At 64.6% G+C, this 20,394-nt stretch carries 22 protein-coding genes; 11 read left to right on the plus strand and 11 right to left on the minus strand.

Features of this window, described 5'->3' with window-relative positions; translation table 11 throughout:
* The first annotated feature begins 44 nt into the window (after nucleotides 1-44).
* The 3 genes from lipB (at nucleotide 45) to NDN01_RS10875 (ending at nucleotide 1,969) form a co-directional block, all read left to right on the plus strand.
* On the plus strand, nucleotides 45-752 hold the full coding sequence (gene lipB / locus NDN01_RS10865; protein WP_272627392.1) for a lipoyl(octanoyl) transferase LipB: 708 nt from the start codon (nucleotides 45-47) through the stop codon (nucleotides 750-752).
* Nucleotides 753-853: 101 nt separating this feature from the next.
* Nucleotides 854-1,108: a hypothetical protein gene (locus NDN01_RS10870; protein ID WP_272627393.1), complete on the plus strand. Its 255-nt coding sequence runs from the start codon at nucleotides 854-856 to the stop codon at nucleotides 1,106-1,108.
* 177 nt (nucleotides 1,109-1,285) lie between these two features.
* Nucleotides 1,286-1,969, plus strand: a complete 684-nt coding sequence (locus tag NDN01_RS10875; protein WP_272627394.1) for a hypothetical protein — start codon at nucleotides 1,286-1,288, stop codon at nucleotides 1,967-1,969.
* Between the two features lie 24 nt (nucleotides 1,970-1,993).
* On the opposite strand, the gene queE is transcribed toward NDN01_RS10875, so the two are convergent.
* From queE to NDN01_RS10930, 11 genes are all read right to left on the minus strand, one after another.
* On the minus strand, nucleotides 1,994-2,626 hold the full coding sequence (queE, locus tag NDN01_RS10880; RefSeq protein WP_272627395.1) for a 7-carboxy-7-deazaguanine synthase: 633 nt from the start codon (nucleotides 2,624-2,626) through the stop codon (nucleotides 1,994-1,996).
* A gap of 10 nt (nucleotides 2,627-2,636) precedes the next feature.
* Nucleotides 2,637-3,326, minus strand: coding sequence for a 7-cyano-7-deazaguanine synthase QueC (queC, locus tag NDN01_RS10885; RefSeq protein WP_272627396.1), 690 nt, complete (start codon nucleotides 3,324-3,326; stop codon nucleotides 2,637-2,639).
* A gap of 171 nt (nucleotides 3,327-3,497) precedes the next feature.
* Nucleotides 3,498-3,929 carry a hypothetical protein gene (locus tag NDN01_RS10890; RefSeq protein WP_272627397.1) on the minus strand — a complete coding sequence of 144 codons (432 nt, stop codon included), beginning with the start codon at nucleotides 3,927-3,929 and terminating at the stop codon, nucleotides 3,498-3,500.
* Between the two features lie 93 nt (nucleotides 3,930-4,022).
* Nucleotides 4,023-4,934: an Hsp33 family molecular chaperone HslO gene (gene hslO, locus NDN01_RS10895; RefSeq protein ID WP_272627398.1), complete on the minus strand. Its 912-nt coding sequence runs from the start codon at nucleotides 4,932-4,934 to the stop codon at nucleotides 4,023-4,025.
* 132 nt (nucleotides 4,935-5,066) lie between these two features.
* The gene (gene argF, locus NDN01_RS10900) at nucleotides 5,067-5,984 is read right to left on the minus strand and encodes an ornithine carbamoyltransferase (RefSeq protein ID WP_272627399.1); all 918 of its coding nucleotides are present in this window, start codon (nucleotides 5,982-5,984) and stop codon (nucleotides 5,067-5,069) included.
* Between the two features lie 7 nt (nucleotides 5,985-5,991).
* Nucleotides 5,992-7,164, minus strand: a complete 1,173-nt coding sequence (locus NDN01_RS10905) for an aspartate aminotransferase family protein (RefSeq protein WP_443025243.1) — start codon at nucleotides 7,162-7,164, stop codon at nucleotides 5,992-5,994.
* A 139-nt stretch (nucleotides 7,165-7,303) separates the two neighbouring features.
* Complete coding sequence (locus NDN01_RS10910) at nucleotides 7,304-8,707, minus strand: NAD(P)H-dependent flavin oxidoreductase (protein WP_272627401.1); 1,404 nt, start codon at nucleotides 8,705-8,707, stop codon at nucleotides 7,304-7,306.
* Nucleotides 8,708-8,773: 66 nt separating this feature from the next.
* Nucleotides 8,774-9,910, minus strand: coding sequence for a glycosyltransferase (locus NDN01_RS10915; protein ID WP_272627402.1), 1,137 nt, complete (start codon nucleotides 9,908-9,910; stop codon nucleotides 8,774-8,776).
* A gap of 80 nt (nucleotides 9,911-9,990) precedes the next feature.
* Nucleotides 9,991-11,106 (minus strand): glycosidase, encoded by a 1,116-nt coding sequence (locus tag NDN01_RS10920; protein WP_272627403.1) that lies wholly within the window; start codon nucleotides 11,104-11,106, stop codon nucleotides 9,991-9,993.
* A complete protein-coding gene (locus tag NDN01_RS10925) occupies nucleotides 11,103-11,861 on the minus strand; it encodes an SDR family oxidoreductase (protein ID WP_272627404.1) in 759 nt (252 codons plus the stop codon). Before NDN01_RS10925 ends, NDN01_RS10920 begins: the two co-directional genes overlap by 4 nt.
* 33 nt (nucleotides 11,862-11,894) lie before the next feature.
* On the minus strand, nucleotides 11,895-12,785 hold the full coding sequence (locus NDN01_RS10930) for an alpha/beta fold hydrolase (RefSeq protein WP_272627405.1): 891 nt from the start codon (nucleotides 12,783-12,785) through the stop codon (nucleotides 11,895-11,897).
* A gap of 37 nt (nucleotides 12,786-12,822) precedes the next feature.
* On the opposite strand from NDN01_RS10930, the gene NDN01_RS10935 reads away from it, so the two are divergent.
* The 8 genes from NDN01_RS10935 to NDN01_RS10970 all read left to right on the plus strand — a co-directional run bounded on the left by NDN01_RS10935 (nucleotide 12,823) and on the right by NDN01_RS10970 (nucleotide 20,386).
* Nucleotides 12,823-14,196, plus strand: coding sequence for a protein adenylyltransferase SelO (locus NDN01_RS10935; RefSeq protein WP_272627406.1), 1,374 nt, complete (start codon nucleotides 12,823-12,825; stop codon nucleotides 14,194-14,196).
* A 48-nt stretch (nucleotides 14,197-14,244) separates the two neighbouring features.
* On the plus strand, nucleotides 14,245-15,657 hold the full coding sequence (gene astD / locus NDN01_RS10940) for a succinylglutamate-semialdehyde dehydrogenase (protein ID WP_272627407.1): 1,413 nt from the start codon (nucleotides 14,245-14,247) through the stop codon (nucleotides 15,655-15,657).
* A gap of 52 nt (nucleotides 15,658-15,709) precedes the next feature.
* Nucleotides 15,710-16,405: a hypothetical protein gene (locus NDN01_RS10945; RefSeq protein ID WP_272627408.1), complete on the plus strand. Its 696-nt coding sequence runs from the start codon at nucleotides 15,710-15,712 to the stop codon at nucleotides 16,403-16,405.
* Between the two features lie 97 nt (nucleotides 16,406-16,502).
* Complete coding sequence (gene cobA, locus NDN01_RS10950; RefSeq protein WP_272627409.1) at nucleotides 16,503-17,291, plus strand: uroporphyrinogen-III C-methyltransferase; 789 nt, start codon at nucleotides 16,503-16,505, stop codon at nucleotides 17,289-17,291.
* On the plus strand, nucleotides 17,288-17,584 hold the full coding sequence (locus NDN01_RS10955; RefSeq protein ID WP_272627410.1) for a DUF2849 domain-containing protein: 297 nt from the start codon (nucleotides 17,288-17,290) through the stop codon (nucleotides 17,582-17,584). Before cobA ends, NDN01_RS10955 begins: the two co-directional genes overlap by 4 nt.
* Before the next feature lies 1 nt (nucleotide 17,585).
* A complete protein-coding gene (locus NDN01_RS10960) occupies nucleotides 17,586-19,217 on the plus strand; it encodes a nitrite/sulfite reductase (protein WP_272627411.1) in 1,632 nt (543 codons plus the stop codon).
* Nucleotides 19,210-19,635 (plus strand): DUF934 domain-containing protein, encoded by a 426-nt coding sequence (locus NDN01_RS10965; RefSeq protein ID WP_272627412.1) that lies wholly within the window; start codon nucleotides 19,210-19,212, stop codon nucleotides 19,633-19,635. Before NDN01_RS10960 ends, NDN01_RS10965 begins: the two co-directional genes overlap by 8 nt.
* On the plus strand, nucleotides 19,628-20,386 hold the full coding sequence (locus NDN01_RS10970; RefSeq protein WP_272627413.1) for a phosphoadenylyl-sulfate reductase: 759 nt from the start codon (nucleotides 19,628-19,630) through the stop codon (nucleotides 20,384-20,386). The genes NDN01_RS10965 and NDN01_RS10970 overlap by 8 nt, the downstream gene beginning before the upstream one ends.
* The last annotated feature ends 8 nt before the right edge of the window (nucleotides 20,387-20,394 follow it).

A 20,394-nucleotide genomic window follows, 5' to 3' on the forward strand; every position in this document is an offset into this window, starting at 1 on the left:
CATCGGCGCGCGGACCCTGTTAGCGCAGCTTCCTACGTCACGCCATGCTTGCGCATGGGGCCGGACTAGCGCATCGATCCGGCGTGACTGCTCTTCCCGACGACATCGAATGGCGCGTCGAGCCTGCGCCAATGCCCTATGACGAAGCGATCGCCATCATGGAGGTGCGTGCGTCGGCGGTAGGCGCAGGGGAAGCCAATGAGCTGATCTGGCTGCTGGAACACCCGCCCGTCTATACCGGCGGCACCAGCGCCGACCCGGCCGAACTCCTGGATCCGCGCTTTCCCGTCGTCCAGACGGGGCGCGGCGGGCGTTATACCTATCACGGCCCCGGCCAGCGGATCGGCTATCTCGTCCTCGATCTCAACAAGCGCGGGCGCGACGTGCGGCATTTCGTGCACAGCCTGGAAGGTTGGCTGATCGCCGCGCTCGCGGAAATCGGCATCGAGGCGTTTCGCGCACCGGGCCGCGTTGGAATCTGGACGAACGTACCGACTTCCTTTGGCAGCATCTCGGAAGCCAAGATCGGCGCGATCGGGGTTCGTGTCCGGCGATGGGTCACGCTGCACGGCTTCTCGGTGAATCTGTCGCCCGATCTTTCACACTTCGGCGGAATCGTCCCCTGCGGACTGCCCGACTATCCCGTCACCAGCGCCGCCGCGCTTGGAAAGGCCGCCGATCTTGCAACCTTTGACGCGGCGCTGGCGTTTGCCCTTCCCGCCTTTCTCGAGACTCTTTCTCGTGCCCGATAAAACGAGGCTTGAGGGGCGCTCGATATCAGACTAATGTCCACCACGGTTTGGGTATTAAAGGTCTCGAGACCATCCAGATCCACTATCTAGGGAGCTTTCCAATGCGTGCATTCATTTCCAAGGTCGCTACCGGTTCGATGATCGCCGGCGCGGCGCTGATGGTTTCGGCTTGCGGCCCGAAGACCGAGACGACGACGACCAACGACACCTCCATCACCGAGATGGGCAACGACGCCACGATCTCCGACAACATGACCACCGTCGACAGCACCTCGATGGACGGCAACATGATGGCGAACGACACCGCGGTCGTCACCAACGAGACCTCGACCACGACGACCACCAACTCGCACTGATCGCCCGCCAGGGTTTGATTGGTTGGGGGCCGTCCGGTACGCCGGGCGGCCCCTTTCGATTCTGACGTCGGCGCGATGCCGGGATCCGAAAAATCGATGTGCAGGAAAGGGCTTGGGTTAGGAATCGAAAAGCCTTAACCACACCCGACAGGTCTTCGAGAGGATGAAGAGGCGATCATGAAGCTGTTGCGTATTCTTTGTGCGTCCGCCGTGGCGATGGGCACTTTCTCCGCCGTCCCAGCTTCGGCCCAGTTCTTCCTGGCCGAGCCGGACATGAAAGCCGAGGCGGTGCGCGGCCACGAAACCGGCCTGGGCCAGGCGCTCCCGGGCGCGACCGAGGCGGAACAGCGCGCGGCGCTGGTATGGAACATGCGTGCGGCGCTCAACGTCGCGGCGCTGCAATGCCAGTTCGAACCGAGCCTGCTGACGCAGGCCAATTACAATGTGATCCTGCTCAATCATGATGACGAGCTCAAAAGGTCCTACGATACGCTGACCAAATATTTCGTGCGTACGGCCAAGACCCCCAAGGCCGGCCAGCTGGCGCTCGACCAGTTCGGTACGCGGACCTATTCCGGCTTCACCACGGTCGCCGCCCAATATGGCTTCTGCCAGACGGCGGCGTCGATCGCTCGGGAAGCGATCTTCCTGCCGCGTGGCTCCTTCTACCAGATCGCCGAGAACCGCACGCGCGAATTGCGCAAGAGCCTGATCCCGAGCGGCGAGCAGCGCTATCCGCGTGGCATGCTATATGCGCGCCAGGCCGGCACCCTGCCCCGGTTCGACGATCTGTGCTGGGACAAGAAGGGCAATTGGGTCGCGAAGAAATGCGGCGCCTTCCAGCTCAGCTCCATCAACTAGGACCCGGGCGCTAGTCCGGGCGCCCTACCGCAACCCGAGAGCCTTGTGCGCCTGCAACGTCAGGCGCCAATGGGGACGCGCGAGGACAAAATCGATCGCGGCCGCCTGATTTTCCACCTGCCGGGCGTCGTCCATTGGCTGGACTAGGAAATGGCAGAAATCCCAGTCTTCGATCGCCGCAACGTCAGTACCCGCCTGCGGCCAGACCAGCTTGAGCTCGTCGCCTGATTTCTGCACTACCACACTGCCTGCCTTGGGGCTGATGCAGACCCAGTCGATGCCGGGATGCGCGGCGATCGTGCCGTTGCTCTCGATGGCAATGACGAAGCCCGCGGCATGGAGCGCCTCGACCAGCCCATCATCCACTTGGAGCATTGGCTCGCCGCCAGTCAGCACGACAAAACGCTCGGCCGTGCCCTCGCCCCAATGACTCGACACCGCCGCCGCCAGCGCCGCGGCATCGGCGAACTTGCCCCCACCGGCGCCATCGATGCCGACAAAATCGGTATCGCAGAAGCGGCAGATCGCGGCCTCGCGATCCTGCTCCCGTCCCGACCAGAGGTTGCAGCCGGCAAAACGCACGAACACCGCGCGTCGGCCGGCATTCACGCCCTCCCCCTGCAGGGTGAGGAACATCTCCTTGACCGCATAGCTCATCGCCGAAATCTCAGAGCAGTTCGGCGTAGCGTGTCGGATCGGGAATACCCGCTTCCTCGAAGCCCTTGGCGCGCAAGCGGCAGCTGTCGCACAGCCCGCAATGCACGCCGCCCGGCGCCGGATCATAACAGGACCAGCTGAGCCCCGCATCGAGCCCGAGGCGTGCCGCCTCGCGTACGATATCGGCCTTGGTCATGTGCTGGAGTGGGGCATGGATGCGGAAAGGATGGCCCTCCACCCCTGCCTTGGTCGCGACCTCGGCCAGTCTTTCGAATTCGGCGATGAATTCGGGACGGCAGTCGGGATAGCCCGAATAATCGAGCGCATTGACGCCGATATAGAGGTCGCGCGCACCGGTCGCCTCGGCCCAGCCCAGCGCCAGGCTGAGGAAGATCGTGTTGCGCGCCGGAACATAGGTGACGGGAATGCCTTCCTCAACGCCGGTTTTTGGCACCGCGATGTCGGAGGTGAGCGCTGAACCGCCGAATGCCGAGAGATCCAGCGGCAGGACGATATGGCGCTCCGCGTCGAGGAGCTTGGCGATGCGTCGCGCAGCCGCCAGTTCGAGCCGGTGCCGCTGGTTATAATCCACCGAAAGGGCGAGCAAGCGATGGCCATCCTCGCGTGCACGCGCCGCCGCCACCATCGAATCCAGGCCGCCCGACACCAGGGCGACCGCCAGGGTCGTTGAATTTGTCATGATGGGGCGAGAGTTAGGGCCTGAGGCGCCGATCCGCAATCCCGCCTGTCCCCCAACAAAAAAACGGGCCGCCCTTGAGCGACCCAGGGATGCTCCTCAGAGCGACTAGGGAGAAAACCGTGCCCAAGAATGACACGAACCTTTTGTTAGCATGACGCGGTAACCAACGCGTTAATGCCCGGCGCCCCGCGGCGCGCAAGCACCCGTCCGGCGCGCTTCGTAGTCGAGGTCGAAAGGGGCGCCACCCGCAATGCCCTGAGTCTGCAGGTGCAGCAGGCGCGGTGTCTCGAGCGAGAGGGTGGTTCGGCCATGGCCCGAACCCGGGCATGTATAATGGACCGTGGCGCTCTCCGGCGTGTCGTCAATCACGAAGCGCGAGCATTGCACGCCGACATGGCCGACCTGTAACAGCACCGCCGGGTCCGACACGCAAAGCGATCGCGCCGGGGCGGTAGAACCTGCTTCCCTGAGCTGCCATTGCCCCGTCTCGATGTGCGCCAGCACCGTAAGCTGCGGCGCACGCGCGGGTGCGGCTGTACCGAGGGCCGCCGCAAGGAGCAGTCCGGCCACCATGCGCCGGGCGATACGCTGAACATCGAACATCTAGAACCTCGCTCGCCACAGGTGCCCCCTCAGGGCATCAAGCCAGCGACCCGCATCATGTCTGCCGCAGTTGCGAACGAGATTCAACAATGTTCAGGCAGCGTAATGATCGGCCACGGGCACGGGAAATTTGCGTGCGCAAAAAGCGCAATCAACCACGATCATGCCGTTCTCGTCCGCCATGGAGCGCTGCTCCTCCGCGGGAAATTTCGACAGGACCGAGGCGATATAGTCGGGCGAGCAGCGGCAGCCGCGCACGAGCGACGCGGTTGGCAGCAGCCGCACCTCATCCTCCTCGTTGAATAGCCGCCACACCAGGGCATCGAGCGGAATGGTCGAATCGGCCAGTTCGTCGGCCCCCATGGTCTGGCCGATCACCGCGACATGCTCCCATTCCGGGTGATCGAGCCGGGTATGCAGGCGTTCGCGGCCATCCTCGCCCTCGGGCAAATGCTGGAGGAACAGTCCACCCGCGACATGATGGCCGTCGGCCCCGCGCGCGATGCCGACGCGGACAAGGGTCGGAATCTGCTCCGACTGGATGAAATAATTCTGCGCCGCCTCGGCAAGGGTCGCGCCATCGAGCGGCACGATACCCTGATAACGCTCCTTGGTAGCCACCTGGTCGAAGGTGATCGCGAGATAGCCCTGGCCGAACAGCGCGAACAGGGTTGGATCCTGAGGCCCTTCAGCGAGCCTCTCCTCGTCGAACTGGACATAGCCGCGCAGTTCGCCGCCGCGATAGTCGCAGACCAGCAGCTTCACGACGCCGCCGTCGGTCTGGGCCTGGAGAGTGAGCTGGCCGCCCGCATCCTTCAGGGTGGACCCGATCAGCGCGGCGAGCGTCAACGCCTCGGCAAGCAAAGCCTCGATCGCCGGCGGATAGGCGTGCGCCGCGAGGATCTCGTCGAGCACCGGGCCAAGCCGCACGATCCGGCCACGCGCATGGCGCGCCGGAATGGTGAAACCGAGCGCGCGGTCGAGATCGGTATTGGGTGTTTCCATCGGGCAAATCCGTTCGGTGAGCCTGTCGAAGCCCTGTCCTTCCGTCGACGGGAAGAACAGCCCTTCGACAAGCTCAGGGCGAACGGGTTTCCTTGTCAGCCAAAAGATAGGGCACGAAATGGCCCGTACAACTCAGCCGATCTGGCCGAAGCACCAACGCAGGATCGATTTCTGGGCGTGGAGACGATTCTCCGCCTCTTCCCAGATCAGCGATTGCGGGCCGTCGATCACCGCGGAGACGACTTCTTCCTCACGGTGGGCCGGCAGGCAATGGAGAAACTTCGCCTCGGGCCTGGCCATCTCCATCAGCGCCTCGGTGACCTGATAGGGCATCATTGCCGCAAGCTTGGTCTCGGCATGAAGCTGGCCCATGGAAATCCAGGTGTCGGTCACGACGATGTCGGCCCCCTCGACCGCCTCGCGCGGATCGGCGACGACCCGGGCACGACCGTTGGCGCGGGCGATCATATCCTCATCGGGCTGGAACCCTTGCGGACAGGCGGCCACGACGTCGAAATGCAGCAGCGACGCTGCCTCGACGAACGAGGTGAGGACGTTGTTGCCGTCGCCCAGCCAGGCGACCTTGAGCCCGGGGAGCGACTTGCCGCTTTCGATGATCGTCAGCAGATCGGCGACGATCTGGCAGGGATGCGATGCATCGGTCAGCCCGTTGATGACGGGCACGCTGGCGTGCGCCGCCATTTCCTCTACCTTCGCATGATCGTCGGTGCGGATCATGATCGCGTCGCAATAGCCCGACAGGACGCGCGCGGTGTCGGCAACCGTCTCGCCGCGGCCAAGCTGCGTCGTGCCGGCGTCCATGACGACCGAGCTGCCGCCCAGCTGGCGAATCGCCATGTCGAAAGACACGCGGGTTCGGGTCGAGTTCTTTTCGAACACCATTGCCAGCGCATGACCGGCGAGCGGCGCGTCAGCGTCCGCCCTGCCTTTCGGCCAGCCGGCGCGAGCTGCCTTGCGATCAAGCGCGTCAGCGAGGATCGCGGCGATGCCGTCCGCGCCCGCGTCGGACAGGTCGACGAAATGGCGCACGGCCACTCTAGTCGTCGCTGGCGGGTACATAGACCCGCGCCGCCTCGGACAGCTTCTCGATGCACTCGGCGATATGACTCTCGTCGATCACCAATGGCGGCAGGATCCGCACGACATTCTCGCCGGCAGCGACGGTCAGAAGGCCGTGATTGTCGCGGCAATGCGCAACGAAGCGCCGGCTGTCGGATTTGAGCTTGATGCCGAGCATCAGCCCCTTGCCACGCACGCTGTCGAACAGATGATCGTGATTGGGGATCATCTGCTCAAGGCCGGCGCGCAGTCGGTCGCCCATCGCAGTCACATGTTCAAGGAAGTCCGGCTCCAGGATCACGTCGAGCACTGCCTCTCCCGCCGCCATGGCGAGCGGGTTGCCGCCATAGGTCGAGCCGTGCGTGCCGATCACCATGCCCTTGGCCGCTTCCTCGGTTGCCAGGCAGGCGCCAAGCGGGAAGCCGCCACCAATGCCCTTGGCGACCGCGATGATGTCAGGCGTAACGCCGTAGAGTTCGTGCGCGAACAACTTGCCCGTGCGGCCATAGCCCGCCTGGACCTCGTCGAGCACCAGCAGCAGGCCATGCTCGTCGCACGCCTTGCGCAGGCCCTGGAGGAATTCCTCGCTCGCCGGACGAATGCCGCCTTCGCCCTGGATCGGCTCGACCAGGAAACCGGCGGTATTGTCATCGATCAGCGCCAGCGCACCGGCGAGATCGTTGAACGTCGCGTAGGCGAAGCCCGGCAGCAGCGGCTCGAAACCGTCGCGCATCTTCGGCTGGTTCGTCGCGCTGATCGTGCCGAGCGTGCGGCCGTGAAATGCCGTATCGAAGGTGATCAGCGTGTGCCGCTGCGGATTGCCGTTGGCATGATGATACCGCCGCGCGGTCTTGATCGCGCATTCGACCGCCTCGGCGCCCGAATTGGTGAAGAACACCGTATCGGCGAAGCTTGCGTCGATCAGCCGCTGCGCGAAATGCTCGCCCTGCGGGCTGCCATACAGGTTCGACACATGCATCAGGGTCGCGGCCTGATCGGCGATCGCCTTCACCAGCCTGGGATGACCATGGCCGAGTGCATTGACCGCGATGCCGCTGGCGAAATCGAGATAGCGTTCGCCCTGCTCCCCGATCAGGTAGCAGCCCTCGCCTCGAACCGGCCGCACCCCGCAGCGGGGATAGACGGGCATGAGTGGGGTGATGGGCACCGCAGGTCTCCTCAACAGAAAAGGGCGGCCCAGCCGGGCCGCCCGGAGCGGGTGTTTACGAGGCAGCGGCCCCCCGCGTCAATATGAAGGTCCGGGCACGTCGAAACTGCGCCCGACACCGTCAATCGCCGGTCAGGATGCGGTCCACGAGTTGCTTCACCGTGGGCACGAACCCGTTCGAATAGAACGGATCACTCTTGAAATTATACGCGCCGTGCCCGGCGAACATCAGATTCTGGTCGATCGGCCCGCCATGGGCGATGTCCTGAAGCGTCTTCTGGATGCAGAAGCTGCGCGGATCGGCGAGGCGACCAGTCGAATTGGTTTCGCTGTCAGCCCAGGACGAGAAGGCGCACTGGCTGAGACAGCCCATGCAATCGGCCTGGTCCTTGCGGATCACGCTCTTCTCCTCGGGCGTGACGAAGACGAGCGTGTTGTCGGGAGTCTTCAGCGCGTCGGTGAAACCGTCGCCGAACCATTGACGGGCGCGGAGCAGGTCGTTGCGCGTCACCCAGAAATTCTTGCCCTTCACACCCACGTCGAGTTGGAAGACGTGATCGCCAGCCTCCTGGGTGGAAAAGGCGATCTGGCGTTCTGACCGCGCCTCGAGCGAGCGCAGGAAGGGATTGCGGACCGCGCTTGAATAGAAACCGGTGGGCGAGAAGCGGTGAAGCAGGACCTCGCCTTCCTCGATGTTGGTGAGCTTGGCCTTCCAGCCTTCGGGAATCGGGCTTTCCTGAGTCAGTAGCGGGCGCGTGCCGAACTGGAAGGCGATGCTGCCGAGTTCCGGATTGTCGATCCAGTTGTTCCAATCGCGCAGATACCAGACGCCGCCGGCCATGATGATCGGCACGTCATCGGATATGCCACCTTCGCGCATCGTCTCGCGCAACGCCTTCACGCGGGGATAGGGATCCTCGGGTTTCAGCGGGTCCTCGGCATTGGACAGGCCGTTATGACCCCCGGCGAGCCAGGGGTCCTCATAGACCACCGCAGCGAGCCAGTCCGCGGCCTTGGAATAAGCCCGCTTCCACAGCGCGCGGAAGGCGCGGCCGGAGCTGATGATAGGCAGATAGTTGACGTTATAGGACGCCGCGATCTCCGACAGCTTGTACGGCATGCCGGCGCCGCAGGTGACGCCCGCGACCATGCCGCGAGTCCGCTCCAGCACGCCGTGAAGGATGCGCTGGGCACCGCCCATTTCCCACAGCACATTGATGTTGATCGCGCCCTTGCCACCAGCGATGTCGAACGCGCGCCTGACCTGCTGCACCGCCCCCTCGATCGCATATTCGATCAGTTCCTCGTGCCGCTCGCGACGGTTGAGCGCCCGATACACCTGCGGAATGATCTTGCCGTCGGGATCGTAGCTGTCGGCGTTGACGGCGGACACGGTACCGATACCACCGGCCGCCGCCCAGGCGCCGGCTGAAGCGTGGTTGGTCGCGGCGACGCCTTTTCCGCCCTCCACCAGCGGCCAGACTTCCTGGCCGTTATAGATGATGGGCTTAAGACCTTTGAACACACGACCTCCGACTTTAACTTACGTTCGATATAGCGTTTGGGTTGCGCTTAGCGAGAAAATTGCGACTCAGGCCAGGGTCCCTGGCCTGCCCATCGCCTCTTCGTAGAGCGCAGCATAGCGGGCGATCATCACGCCCTCATCATAGTCCGCCACCGCCTTTGCCCTGTTTCGGGACCCGACAAAGGCACGGGCGGCAGGCGGGCATCCGGCAAGCGCCTGAAGCGAATCCCGCAGCCGGACTTCGGTCCGATCGACGATATAAGCGTCGTTCTCGGGCGCTACCATGTGGGGGATATCCCCCACCTTCGGCGCCGCGATCGGCAGCCCCGCCGCCATCCCCTCGATGACGGCGATCGGGAACTGTTCGCTCTTCGACGAGAGCGCGAGGATGTCGAACAGGCCGATATAGCGATGCGGCTCCGTCAGGAAGCCGGGCAGATGGAGCCGGTCCTCCATGCCCATCGCCTCCGCCGTGTCCATGATCCGCTCTCGCTCGGGCCCCTCTCCGACAATCACCAGCCGCACGCGCGACGATACGCCGCCGACCGCGCGGACCAGGGCAGGAAGGTCCTTCACCTCGCGCAGGCCGGCAAGCGTGCCGATCACGACCTCGCCAGGTTTGCGACGGAAGCCGGGAATCGCCTTCGGATCGGGCTTCCCCGCATAGAGCGCCGTGTCGATGCCATTAGGGATGCGGTGGATACGCTCCGGCGGCTGCTTCCAGCTGCGCAGGGCAATCTTCTCCAGCGTCTGCGACGGCACGACCAGCGCGTACACAGCCGGCAGCGCTAGACGCCGATACATGTTTCGCTCGATCTTCAGTCCGCTCGCCTCATCGGCGTTGAACCCATCCTCATGATGGACCAGCGGCGGCATGCCCTTCGAAAAGACACGCCGCGCCATCACACCGTCCACCGCGCCCCAATTATAGGTCAGCACCAGGTCGAAACGCCGCATGAACTTCGCCAGCGCCTCGTAGCGCGAGACCGAAGGCTTGCCGGTCAACGGCGGCGGATCCTGCGCGATCTCGTATCTGATTCCCCCGGCGATCGCGTCGCGCGCGCCAAGCTGGTCGGGCATGCCGGAGACGATGGTGTGCCGCGCGCGTTCGCCGAACGCGTTCATCAGGCGAACCGCCCGCGCCTCCTTGCCGCCCAGGCTGAAGGTCGAATGGAGGTGCAGGATGTTGATGGGCTGCGGCATCGGGAGGGTGCGTTAGCGGGAAAAGATTGGTGCGTCATTACTGAGTACCATCCTGCCCGCCTCCCGAAGGCGGGATGGGATCAGGCGAACACCGTCTTCGGCACATGAGTGATCCGGCAGGCCAGATCCGCTTCGCCACTGGCAACGATGTAATGGTCGCCCGCGTCAGCGATCCCCGTCGTGAAGACGACATTGTCGATATACATCAGATCCTTCAGCGGCTCGGTCAGAGCCGGAGCCGGTTCGATGAGCGGTCCGTGGCTGCTGCGGACCACCTGTGACGGATCGTCGCGATCGAGCAGCGACCAGTAGGTGCGATAGATGCCGACCACGCCGAGCGGTTCCACACCGTGCCACAGGCTGAGCCAGCCGTCGTCGGTCAGGACGGGAGGCGCACCGCCGCCCATGCGCGCCGTCGCCACGGTCGCCGAATGCGGGCGGATGCCGGGCTTGTCGAATGGCTTCCAGTGAAGCGCGTCGGGCGAACTCGCCAGGTTGATCGACGGCCCGGCACGCCATTCGCTGCCCGGCGGATAGGCGAAATAGAGATCGCCGAGCGGCCGGGTCTGCGCCCAGTGCTTGTCGCCGATCAGCCCTTCGAAAATCAGCATATCCTTGTTCTGGTGATCGAGAACGATCCCCTCCAGCATCCAGTCTATCGCGTCCTCGGAACTGTACAGCGTCGTAGAATGGCGTTCGGGGCTGACGGAACAGGTTGTCATCAGATACCGACCGCCAACCCTGCTGATCCGGGCGTCCTCGACGCCGTAGCATTGATAGGGCGCGCGCGGCGTGACCGCCCGGTCGTAGTGCACCGCAACTACCCCGCGGCCGTCAGCCGACAGTTCAACCGGGAGCAGCCAGGACAGCGAGGTCAATGCCATCACCTTCCAGCCACCCCCGCGCATCATGAATTTCCGCGGGTCGGAGGTGTCGACGAAATCGAGCGGCCAGGCGTCGAGCACATAGCCGTCGCCCTCGCTGCGGATCGCATGGATGTGGCCACCGGCGATCGGCGTGCGCAATGCCTCGGCCACGCGCACCATGAGCAGCAAATTGCCGTTGGGCAGGCGGGTCATTCCCGGATTGAACGCGCCGAGCACATAGGTTTCGGCACCGAGCTTACTGGCGAGCGGCGAGCGCGACAGATCCACGTCGCGCGGGCCGAAGACGAGACGATCGACGGTGAAGCTCATTCGCTGGCCTGTGCACGAGGGGCGATCGTCAATTGCTGGACGACGGCGCGGTTGGGTTGAGTGAGGATGTAGTGGACGCCGACTGCGATGTCCTCCGCCCGGAGCGATTCTTCCGCGCGGACCATCTCGCGCTGCTTGTCCGGCGGAATATCGGGCAATTGCATGTCCGAACCCGTCTTGCCCGGCTCGACGAGCGACACCTTCACGCCCTTTGGCCCCATCTCACGGCGGAAGGCTTCGGCAAAGCCCTGGATGCCGTATTTGATCCCGGCATAGACGGTCGAGTGAGCGCCGAGCACGTGCGCGCTCATCGAGCCGATCAGGACGATATCGCCCTGCCCGTCGAGCTTCTCCACCACCGCATGCGCGGTCAGCAGATAGGCGGTGAAATCAGTCGCAATGGCGTAGCGCAGGTCGGACTCCGACATCTCGCTCAGCCCGTCAGCCGGGATAGCTGCATTGACCACGGCGATGTCGAGGCCACCCAGCCACGCCACACCCTTTTCCACAAAGGCGGCGACATTGTCGGCGTCGGCCAGGTCGGTGGCGATGCCGCTGCCCTCGCCAACCTGCCGAATACGGGCCAGCGCGTCCTCCAGGTGCCTTGGATCGCGGCCGCAGATGAAGATCCTTACCCCTTCGGAAGCGAGCAGCACTGCAATGGCCCGACCGATACCGGTGGTGCCGCCGGTGATGATGGCCCGCTTGCCGGCAAGGCCGACCACCTCGGTATGGGCATCCGACAGATCGAGCATGCGTGCCTCCCAGCGTGTGGGAGGAAGACGCGCTCAGACGGTGGTGGGTTCCCTCGGGATACGACCGAGCAGCCGGTCGATCGCCTCAGCCGCCTCGGGTTCGTCGAGCGCAGGCGTGTGGCCGACGCCAGTCACCGTCACCAGTTCCGCATCGTCAAGCGCCGCCGCCATGCGTTCAGCCGTCCTTGCTCCGAGCACGTCCGAACGGCCGCCGCGCAGGATCAGCACCGGCACTTCCTTCAATTGCTCCAGCGCACGCCACATATCCGGCCCGGCTTCGTTGCCGGGGACGCGGAACGGTTCGGCGATCTTCATGTCATAGTCGAGCACGATGCGACCCGCGCTGTTCAGCCGGTAGAGCCGCTTGGCCATCGCCAGCCAGTCCTCGATCTCATAGTGCGGATAGACGTCGCCATTAGCCTCGGCGATGGCGCGCGCGGCGTGCATCCAGGTCGGCCAGGTGTTCGACTTGCCGACATAGGTACGGATGCGTGACAGGCCCGCCGTCTCGATCTCCGGTCCCACGTCGTTGAGCAGGGCGCCCGCGATCTTCTCCCGCGCGGTGCCGGCGAGCAGCATGGTGACGATTCCGCCGAGCGAGGTCCCGAACGCGATAAAGGACGGCACCGCCAGTTCGCCGAGCAACGCCTCGATATCCTGCACATAGGTGAGCGGGACATAGGTCATCGGATCCTTGGCATAGGCGCTCTCGCCACGCCCGCGCAGATCGACCGCGATGACTCGCCATTCCGGGGAAAGCCGCGCCGCCAGATCCTCGAAATCACGCGCGTTGCGCGTCAGGCCTGGCAGGCAGACGATCGGCGGACGATCCTCCCGTCCCGAATAGTCGCGATAGTGAAGGCGCAGTCCGTCGTTCGACCACCAGTAACGATTTTCCCAATGACGATTTTCTGGGGCGGACATGGTTGCATCCTGCGGTTTGCACCTCCCATATCACCGGATGACCCTACCCCCGCAAGCATATCGGCCCGAAACCGCGATTCTGGAGCTGGGGAGCGGTTTCTACGATCCGGTAGAAGCAGCCGATTTTCCCGAAACGAAGCTGCGCTTCCGCAACGACCGCGCCGCCGCTGGCATCGGGTTGATGGCGTTGAGCGACGCCGAATGGGTTGCGCATTTCGGACGGTTCGCGCCGCTGGAGGGCAGCCTGACCCGGCCGCTCGCGCTGCGCTATCACGGGCACCAGTTCCGCGTGTACAATCCCGATATCGGCGATGGGCGCGGCTTCCTCTTCGCGCAGCTTCGCGACGATCGCGGACGCCTCATGGATCTGGGCACCAAGGGCTCCGGGCAGACGCCCTGGAGCCGGTTCGGCGATGGGCGCCTTACCCTGAAAGGCGGCGTGCGCGAGGTGCTGGCGACCGAGATGCTGGAGGGACTGGGCGTCGAGACATCACGCAGCTTCTCGCTCATCGAGACCGGCGAGGCGCTTGAGCGCGGCGACGAACCCTCCCCCACCCGCTCAGCAGTGCTGGTGCGGCTGAGCCACGGCCATATCCGGATCGGCACCTTCCAGCGGCTCGCCTACGACCGTGACGAGGACGGCATCCGCGCGCTGACCGCCTATGTGTTGCGCCATTATTATGGCGAGGAAGCGGGAGACGATGCGCCGGTCCGGCTGCTCGACCATGTCGTCCGGCGCGGCGCGCGGCTGGCGGCGAGCTATATGGCCGCCGGCTTCGTCCACGGCGTGCTCAACAGCGATAATATCAACGTCACGGGCGAGAGCTTCGACTATGGCCCCTGGCGCTTCGCCCCGACCTGGGACCCGACTTTCACCGCCGCCTATTTCGACCATGCCGGGCTCTATGCCTTCGGTCGACAGCCCGAGGCGATCCATTGGGACGCGATGCAGCTTGCCGTGTCGCTCCGCTTGGTCAGCGAAGCGGAACCGCTGATCGCCGTGATCGAGCGGTTCGGCGAGCATTATCAGCCGGCGGTGGCGAATGCGATTCTCTGGCGGCTTGGGCTGCGCCCGCGCGACGCGGAAAGCGATCGCGGGCTTGTGCAGGCGGTGGAAAAGGCGCTCCGCGGCGACAATGCCTCGATCGACCGGTTCTTCTTCGACGCCTTCGGCGGGGGCTTGCCCGATAGCTACGGCCCTGCGTTCGACGAAGTGCGCGCGGTCCTGGCCGGATATGAGCCCCGCAGCGAGCGCAGCCACGCGTATTGGCAGGCCGGCTCGCCCTGCTCGATGCTGATCGACGAGGTCGAGGCGATCTGGTCGACAATCGACCGGCACGACGACTGGTCAGCTTTCCACGCCAAGATCGCCGCGATACGCCAAATGGGTGCGGCGCTATCGACCGATTGAGCCGGACCAGTGGAATTCGCTGATGAACTAGGGCAAGACCGGGACAAGATGGCATCCGAGATCGTTTCGATAGAACCCGCGACCGGCGCGATCCTCTGGCGGCGCGAGATCGGCGACGTCGACGCCGAGGTGGCGATGGCCCGCGCGAGTTGGGCCGAATGGGCCGCCCGGCCGCTCACCTATCGCGTCGAGACGCTCCGCCGTTTCGCCAATGTGGTGCGCGCCAGGGCGGATGCCTTTGCCGACCTGATCGCCCGCGAGACCGGCAAGCCCTTGTGGGAAGCGCGAACCGAGGTCGAATCGGTGATTGCCAAGGTCGACATCTCGGTCAGCGCCTATGCCGAACGTACCTCGCAGCGCCGGCTCGACGCGCCGATGGGATCGCGCATGGCGCTCCGGCACAAGCCGCACGGCGTACTCGCGGTGCTGGGCCCCTATAATTTCCCGGCGCATCTGCCCAACGGGCACATCGTGCCGGCCTTGCTTGCGGGCAATGCGGTGGTGTTTAAACCCTCGGAAAAGACGCCTGCGGTCGGTGCCTTCCTGGTCGAGTGTTTCCATGCCGGCGGCGTGCCCCAGGGCTGCATCCGCGTGCTGATCGGCGGCCCGGCCGAGGGCAAGGCGCTTGCCACGCATGACGGCATCGACGGATTGCTGTTCACCGGATCGGCGCATACCGGCGTTGCAATCAACCGCGCCTTCGCCAACCGGCCTGACAAGATCCTCGCGCTGGAGATGGGCGGTAACAACCCGATCATCGCCTGGGACACGCCCGATCTGCACAGCGCGGCGGTGATCATCGTGCAATCCGCCTTCACCACCGCCGGCCAGCGCTGCACGGCGGCGCGACGGCTGATCGTCGACGAGCGGCTGTACGATCCGCTGATCGACACGGTGAACAAGCTGATCGGCCGCCTGATCGTCGGCGAGCCGCATGCAAACCCTGCCCCTTTCATGGGGCCGGTGATCGACAATGAATCGGCCGACATGCTGACCGAAAGTTTCCTTGAGCTGATGATGCGCGGCGGACGTCCGATCCGGCATCTTGAGCGCGTGGTCGAGGGGCGCCCGTTCCTGATCCCCGCGCTGATCGACACGACAGAGATGCGCGACCGGCCCGATATCGAGCTGTTTGGTCCGATCCTGCAAGTGATCCGTGCAAAGACTTTCGAGGATGCGCTCACCGAGGCGAACAACACGCGTTACGGCCTGTCCGCCTCGCTGCTGAGCCAGGACCCGGCACTGTACGACCAGTTCTGGGCCAATGCCCGCGCGGGCATCGTCAACTGGAACAAGCCGACCAACGGTGCTTCCTCAAGAGCTCCGTTCGGCGGGATCGGCCTGTCGGGCAATCACCGCCCCACTGCCTTCTACGCGGCGGACTATGCAGCCTATCCGGTCGTATCGAGCGAGGCCGACCAGGCGCGTGCCTCGATCGGCGTGGGGTTGCGCGAAGGCTAGAATATTCGCGCTGCATTGCGGCTTTGGACACTCATCGGAAAGGCATGGGATTTTGCTCGTACGCCATCTACTCGCCACGGGCGCAGTCGCCTCGTGCATTGCCGGCAGTCCGGCACATGCCGACGATCTGCAAAATCAGATCCTCGCGACGGCAAAGGCGACACGCTCCGACGTTTATAGCTTCCGCCGGACCCTCGTGGTCGAACGGGCCGGTACGCCACGGAAAGTCTATGTGGAGCAATTCGATCCCCGTCGGCCCGAAGCCGACAGATGGTCGCTGATCAGCGTCGACGGGCGCGCGCCGACGCCCAAGGAAACTGACCAGTCACGCAAGACGAAACGGGGCCCGGTCCCGTCCTATGGCGAACTGGCTGACTGGATCGGCGCTCCCGCGACCCGGGGCAATGCGCCAGCCGGCTATGTCCTTTTCAGATTTGCGGGTCTTCCCAAGGGCTCGTTCAAAATCGGGTCGCACGACGCCTCCCCCGATACACAGGCCGAAGCGCTGGTGAACACCAGGGGCAAGGTGCCGTTCGTCGAGCGGGTCCGGCTGAATTTGACCAAAGGCTTCAGGATGATGATGGTCGCCTCGATAAAAAGCATGGCAGTCAATGGGCGCTACCAGCAACTGGCCGACGGCCACGCGGTACCGGGCGATTCCGTCAGCGATTTCGCCGGCTCGATGATGGGCAAATCCGAGCAGATACGCACGAACGTGAGCTATTCGGACTTCCAGAAAGTGCGCTGAGCGCGGGAACGCGACCGGCGGCGGCATAGATTCGCTAAGGGTGCCCCAAGCAAGCATCCGTTGCGGCTTTCCGGACCTGGGACCATCTGCACGCCTCATGGCAAGTCTTCTCGATCCTTCCGCGCGCGGGCGTGTGATCCTTGTCGGCGCCGGCCCGGGTGACCCCGGGCTGCTGACCGTGCGTGCTGTCGAGGCGCTGAAATCCGCCGACATCGTCGTCCATGACGGACTGATCGATCGCCGTGTGCTCGATATCGCGCCCGCATCGGCGCAGCGTATATCGGTCGCGAAGCAGCGTGCCCGGCATACCCTGCCGCAGGACGCGATCAACGCGCTGATCGTCGCTCATGTGAAGACCGGCGCGATCGTGGTGCGACTGAAGGGCGGTGACCCGTTCATCTTCGGCCGCGGCGGCGAAGAGGTCGAGGCGGTGCGCGCGGCGGGGCTGCCGGTCGAGGTAATTCCCGGCGTATCGGCGGCGCTTGGCTGCGCGGCCGAGGCGATGCTGCCGCTCACCCACCGGGATCATTCCAGCGCGGTCAGCTTCGTCGCTGGCCAGTGCAAGGGACTGACCGATCAGGACTGGTCGGGCCTTGCCGGCAAGGGTCGCACGCTGGTGATCTATATGGGCGTCGCGACCGCGAGCGACATCGCCGACAAGCTGATGCGGGACGGCGTCGCGCCGGAGATGCCGGTGGCGGTGCTTGAGCGCGGCACGCTCTCCGGCAGCCGGGCGATCAGGACGTTGCTCGCCGATCTGGGATCGATGGTCGATCGCGAGAAGGTGGCGAGCCCGGCGATCATCGTGGTGGGCGAGGTGGTCGATCTGTCGGATGCCGAGGACAAACTGGGCCGGTGGGCCAGGATATCGGAGAGTGTCGCGTGAAATTGCTGACGGGGAACGACCTGCCGACCGGCGACGTGATCTGGTGGACTGGCGAAGGCTGGTCGCGCCATGTCGAGGATGCGGTGGATGTCGGCGACCAGGGTGAGGCAATTGCCCGGGCCGAGGAAGGCCTGCGCCATACCAACGCCGCTTATGTGATCGACGCGACCGCGACACCCGAGGGCCCTCGCCCCGCCCATATCAAGGACCGCGTCCGCGCCCTTGGTCCCACGGTGCGGCTCGACCTGACATTGAAGCCCGCCGACCCGTCGGCAGGAAGCTGGGTAATCTGAGATGTACAAATACGACCAATATGATCAGGCGATCGTTGACGCCCGCGTCGACGAGTTCCGCGATCAGGTGAAGCGTCGCCTCGCCGGCCAGATCACCGAGGACCAGTTCAAGCCGCTGCGGCTGATGAACGGGCTCTACCTTCAGCTTCATGCCTATATGCTGCGCGTCGCCATCCCCTATGGCACGCTCGATGGGCGCCAGATGCGGATGCTGGGGCATATCGCGCGCAAATATGATCGCGGATATGGCCATTTCACCACGCGGCAGAATATCCAGTATAACTGGATCAAGCTGGCCGATGCGCCCGATATCCTGGCCGATCTCGCGACCGTGGAGATGCATGCGATCCAGACCAGCGGCAATTGCATCCGCAACATCTCGTCGGATCAATATGCCGGCGCCGCGGCGGACGAAGTCGCCGATCCGCGCCCCTGGGCCGAGCTGCTGCGCCAGTGGAGCACCTTCCACCCGGAATTCAGCTACCTGCCACGCAAGTTCAAGATCGCGGTGATCGCAGCGGACGAGGACCGCGCGGCCATGCGGCTGCACGATATCGGCATTCAGCTGCTTGAGCGCGATGGCGAGCTGGGCGGGAAGATCTTCGTCGGCGGGGGCATGGGCCGCACGCCGATGGTCGCACCCGAGATCAAGGATTTCGTCGGCGCCGACGACCTGCTCAGCTATGTCGAGGCATGCCTGCGCGTCTACAATCGCTATGGCCGGCGGGATAATATCTACAAGGCGCGGATCAAGATCCTGATCCACGAGCTTGGCGCTGACGAATATCGCCGTCAGGTCGAGGAGGAATTCGTGCTCGTGAAGGCGCTGGGCATCGATCCGCCCAAGGCCGAGTTCGATCGAATCACCGCGTTCTTCGCCCCGCCGAAGTTCGAGCAGGGTGCGAGCGAGCTGGTCAGCCGCAGCGATCCCGATTTCGCCGTCTGGCTCGACCAGAATGTGAAGCCGCACAAGCAGCCGGGCTATGCGATCGTCAATATCAGCCTGAAGCCAATCGGCGGCATCCCGGGCGATGCGACGGCGGCGCAGATCGACCTGATGGCGGCGCTGGCCGAGCGCTATTCGTTCGACGAGCTGCGCGTCACCCACGCCCAGAACATCGTGTTGCCGCATGTCCGCAAGGCCGATCTCTACGCAGTGTGGCAGGCGCTTAGCGAAGGTGGGCTGGCAGAGGCCAATCTCGACCTGATCAGCGACATCATTGCCTGCCCCGGCCTCGATTATTGCAGCCTCGCCAATGCGCGCTCGATCCCGGTCGCGCAGAAGATCGCGACCCGCTTCGCCGATCCGGTACGGCAGCGCGACTTGGGCGAGCTGAAGCTGAAGATCAGCGGATGCATCAATGCCTGCGGTCATCACCATGCCGGTCACATCGGGATCCTCGGCGTCGACAAGAAGGGCACCGAAAATTACCAACTGCTGCTTGGCGGCTCCGGGGCTGAGGATGCGAGCCTCGGCAAGATCACCGGCCCCGGCTTCGACGAGGACGGCATCGTCGATGCGGTCGAACGCGTGACCGACCGTTACGTCTCGCTGCGCGAGGACGGCGAACGCTTCCTCGACACGTATCGCCGGGTCGGCATCGATCCGTTCAAGGAGGCGATCTATGGGTGATCTTCTGCGCTTCCGCGACGACGCGCCGCACGACGAGCCCGCCGTTACGCTCGATTCCTTCCTCGGCCAGACCAACGCCACCGCCGTCCGGATCGAGTCAGGCGACGATGCTCGCTCGCTGATCCCGCATCTCGGACAGATCGGGCTGATCGAGGTGAGCTTTCCGACCTTTCGCGATGGCCGCGGCTATTCCTCGGCGCGGATCCTGCGCGAGGCAGGCTATGACGGCGAGTTGCGTGCGGCCGGCGATGTGCTGGTTGACCAGATTCCGCTGATGAAGCGCTGCGGCTTCGACAGCTTCGCTCCCCAGGCGGAGATCGACGCCGCCACCCTGCACGCCTCGCTCGCGCGCTACGAGCATGTCTATCAGGCGGCAGCCGATGGCGCGGTGCCGGTGTGGAAACTGCGGCATGGCTGAAGCCGCGCGGAAGATCGACGTCATTGATGCCCGACCCGTCTTCACCCAGGCGGATGCGGATGCGCTCAATGAGCGCTTCGCGGGTGGCGATACGCTGGAGATGTTGAAGGCGCTGTTCGCCGAAGACATTCTCGGCGCGACGGCGGTCGTCTCCTCGTTCGGTACCGAGAGCGCGGTGTTGCTCCACCTCATTGCGCAGGCAGATTCGAACGTCCCGGTGATCTTCGTCGACACACTCAAGATGTTTCCCGAAACGCTCGCTTATCGCGAGACGCTCGTCGACAGCTTCGGCCTGGCCAATAGCTGGGTCGTCGAACCCGATGCGGCGGTGCTCGCGGCCAGGGACGACAAGGGCCTGCGCTGGTCCTACGATCCGGACGGATGCTGCGAGATTCGCAAGGTCGAGCCGCTGAAGCGCGCCAAGGCCGGTCTCGACAGCTGGATTTCGGGCCGCAAGGCGTTCCAGTCAGTCACCCGCCAGAACATCCCGCGCTTCGAGGTCGAGGATGGCCGGCTGAAGGTCAATCCGCTCGGCGACTGGGTGAAGGCTGACCTCGAAGCCTATTTCGAGACACATGCCCTGCCCCGCCATCCGCTTGAGGCGGAAGGCTATCTTTCCATCGGCTGCCAGCCCTGCACCAGCAAGGTCCAGCCGGGCGAGGACCCACGCGCAGGACGCTGGCGCGGCTGGGACAAGGTTGAGTGCGGGATCCACGTGGCCGACAAACCGGGCGAAGAGCCGGTTTTCTGAACCGGCAA

Origin of the sequence: Sphingomonas sp. QA11 (genome assembly GCF_028473665.1) — a bacterium.
Lineage (GTDB): Bacteria > Pseudomonadota > Alphaproteobacteria > Sphingomonadales > Sphingomonadaceae > Sphingomonas > Sphingomonas phytovorans.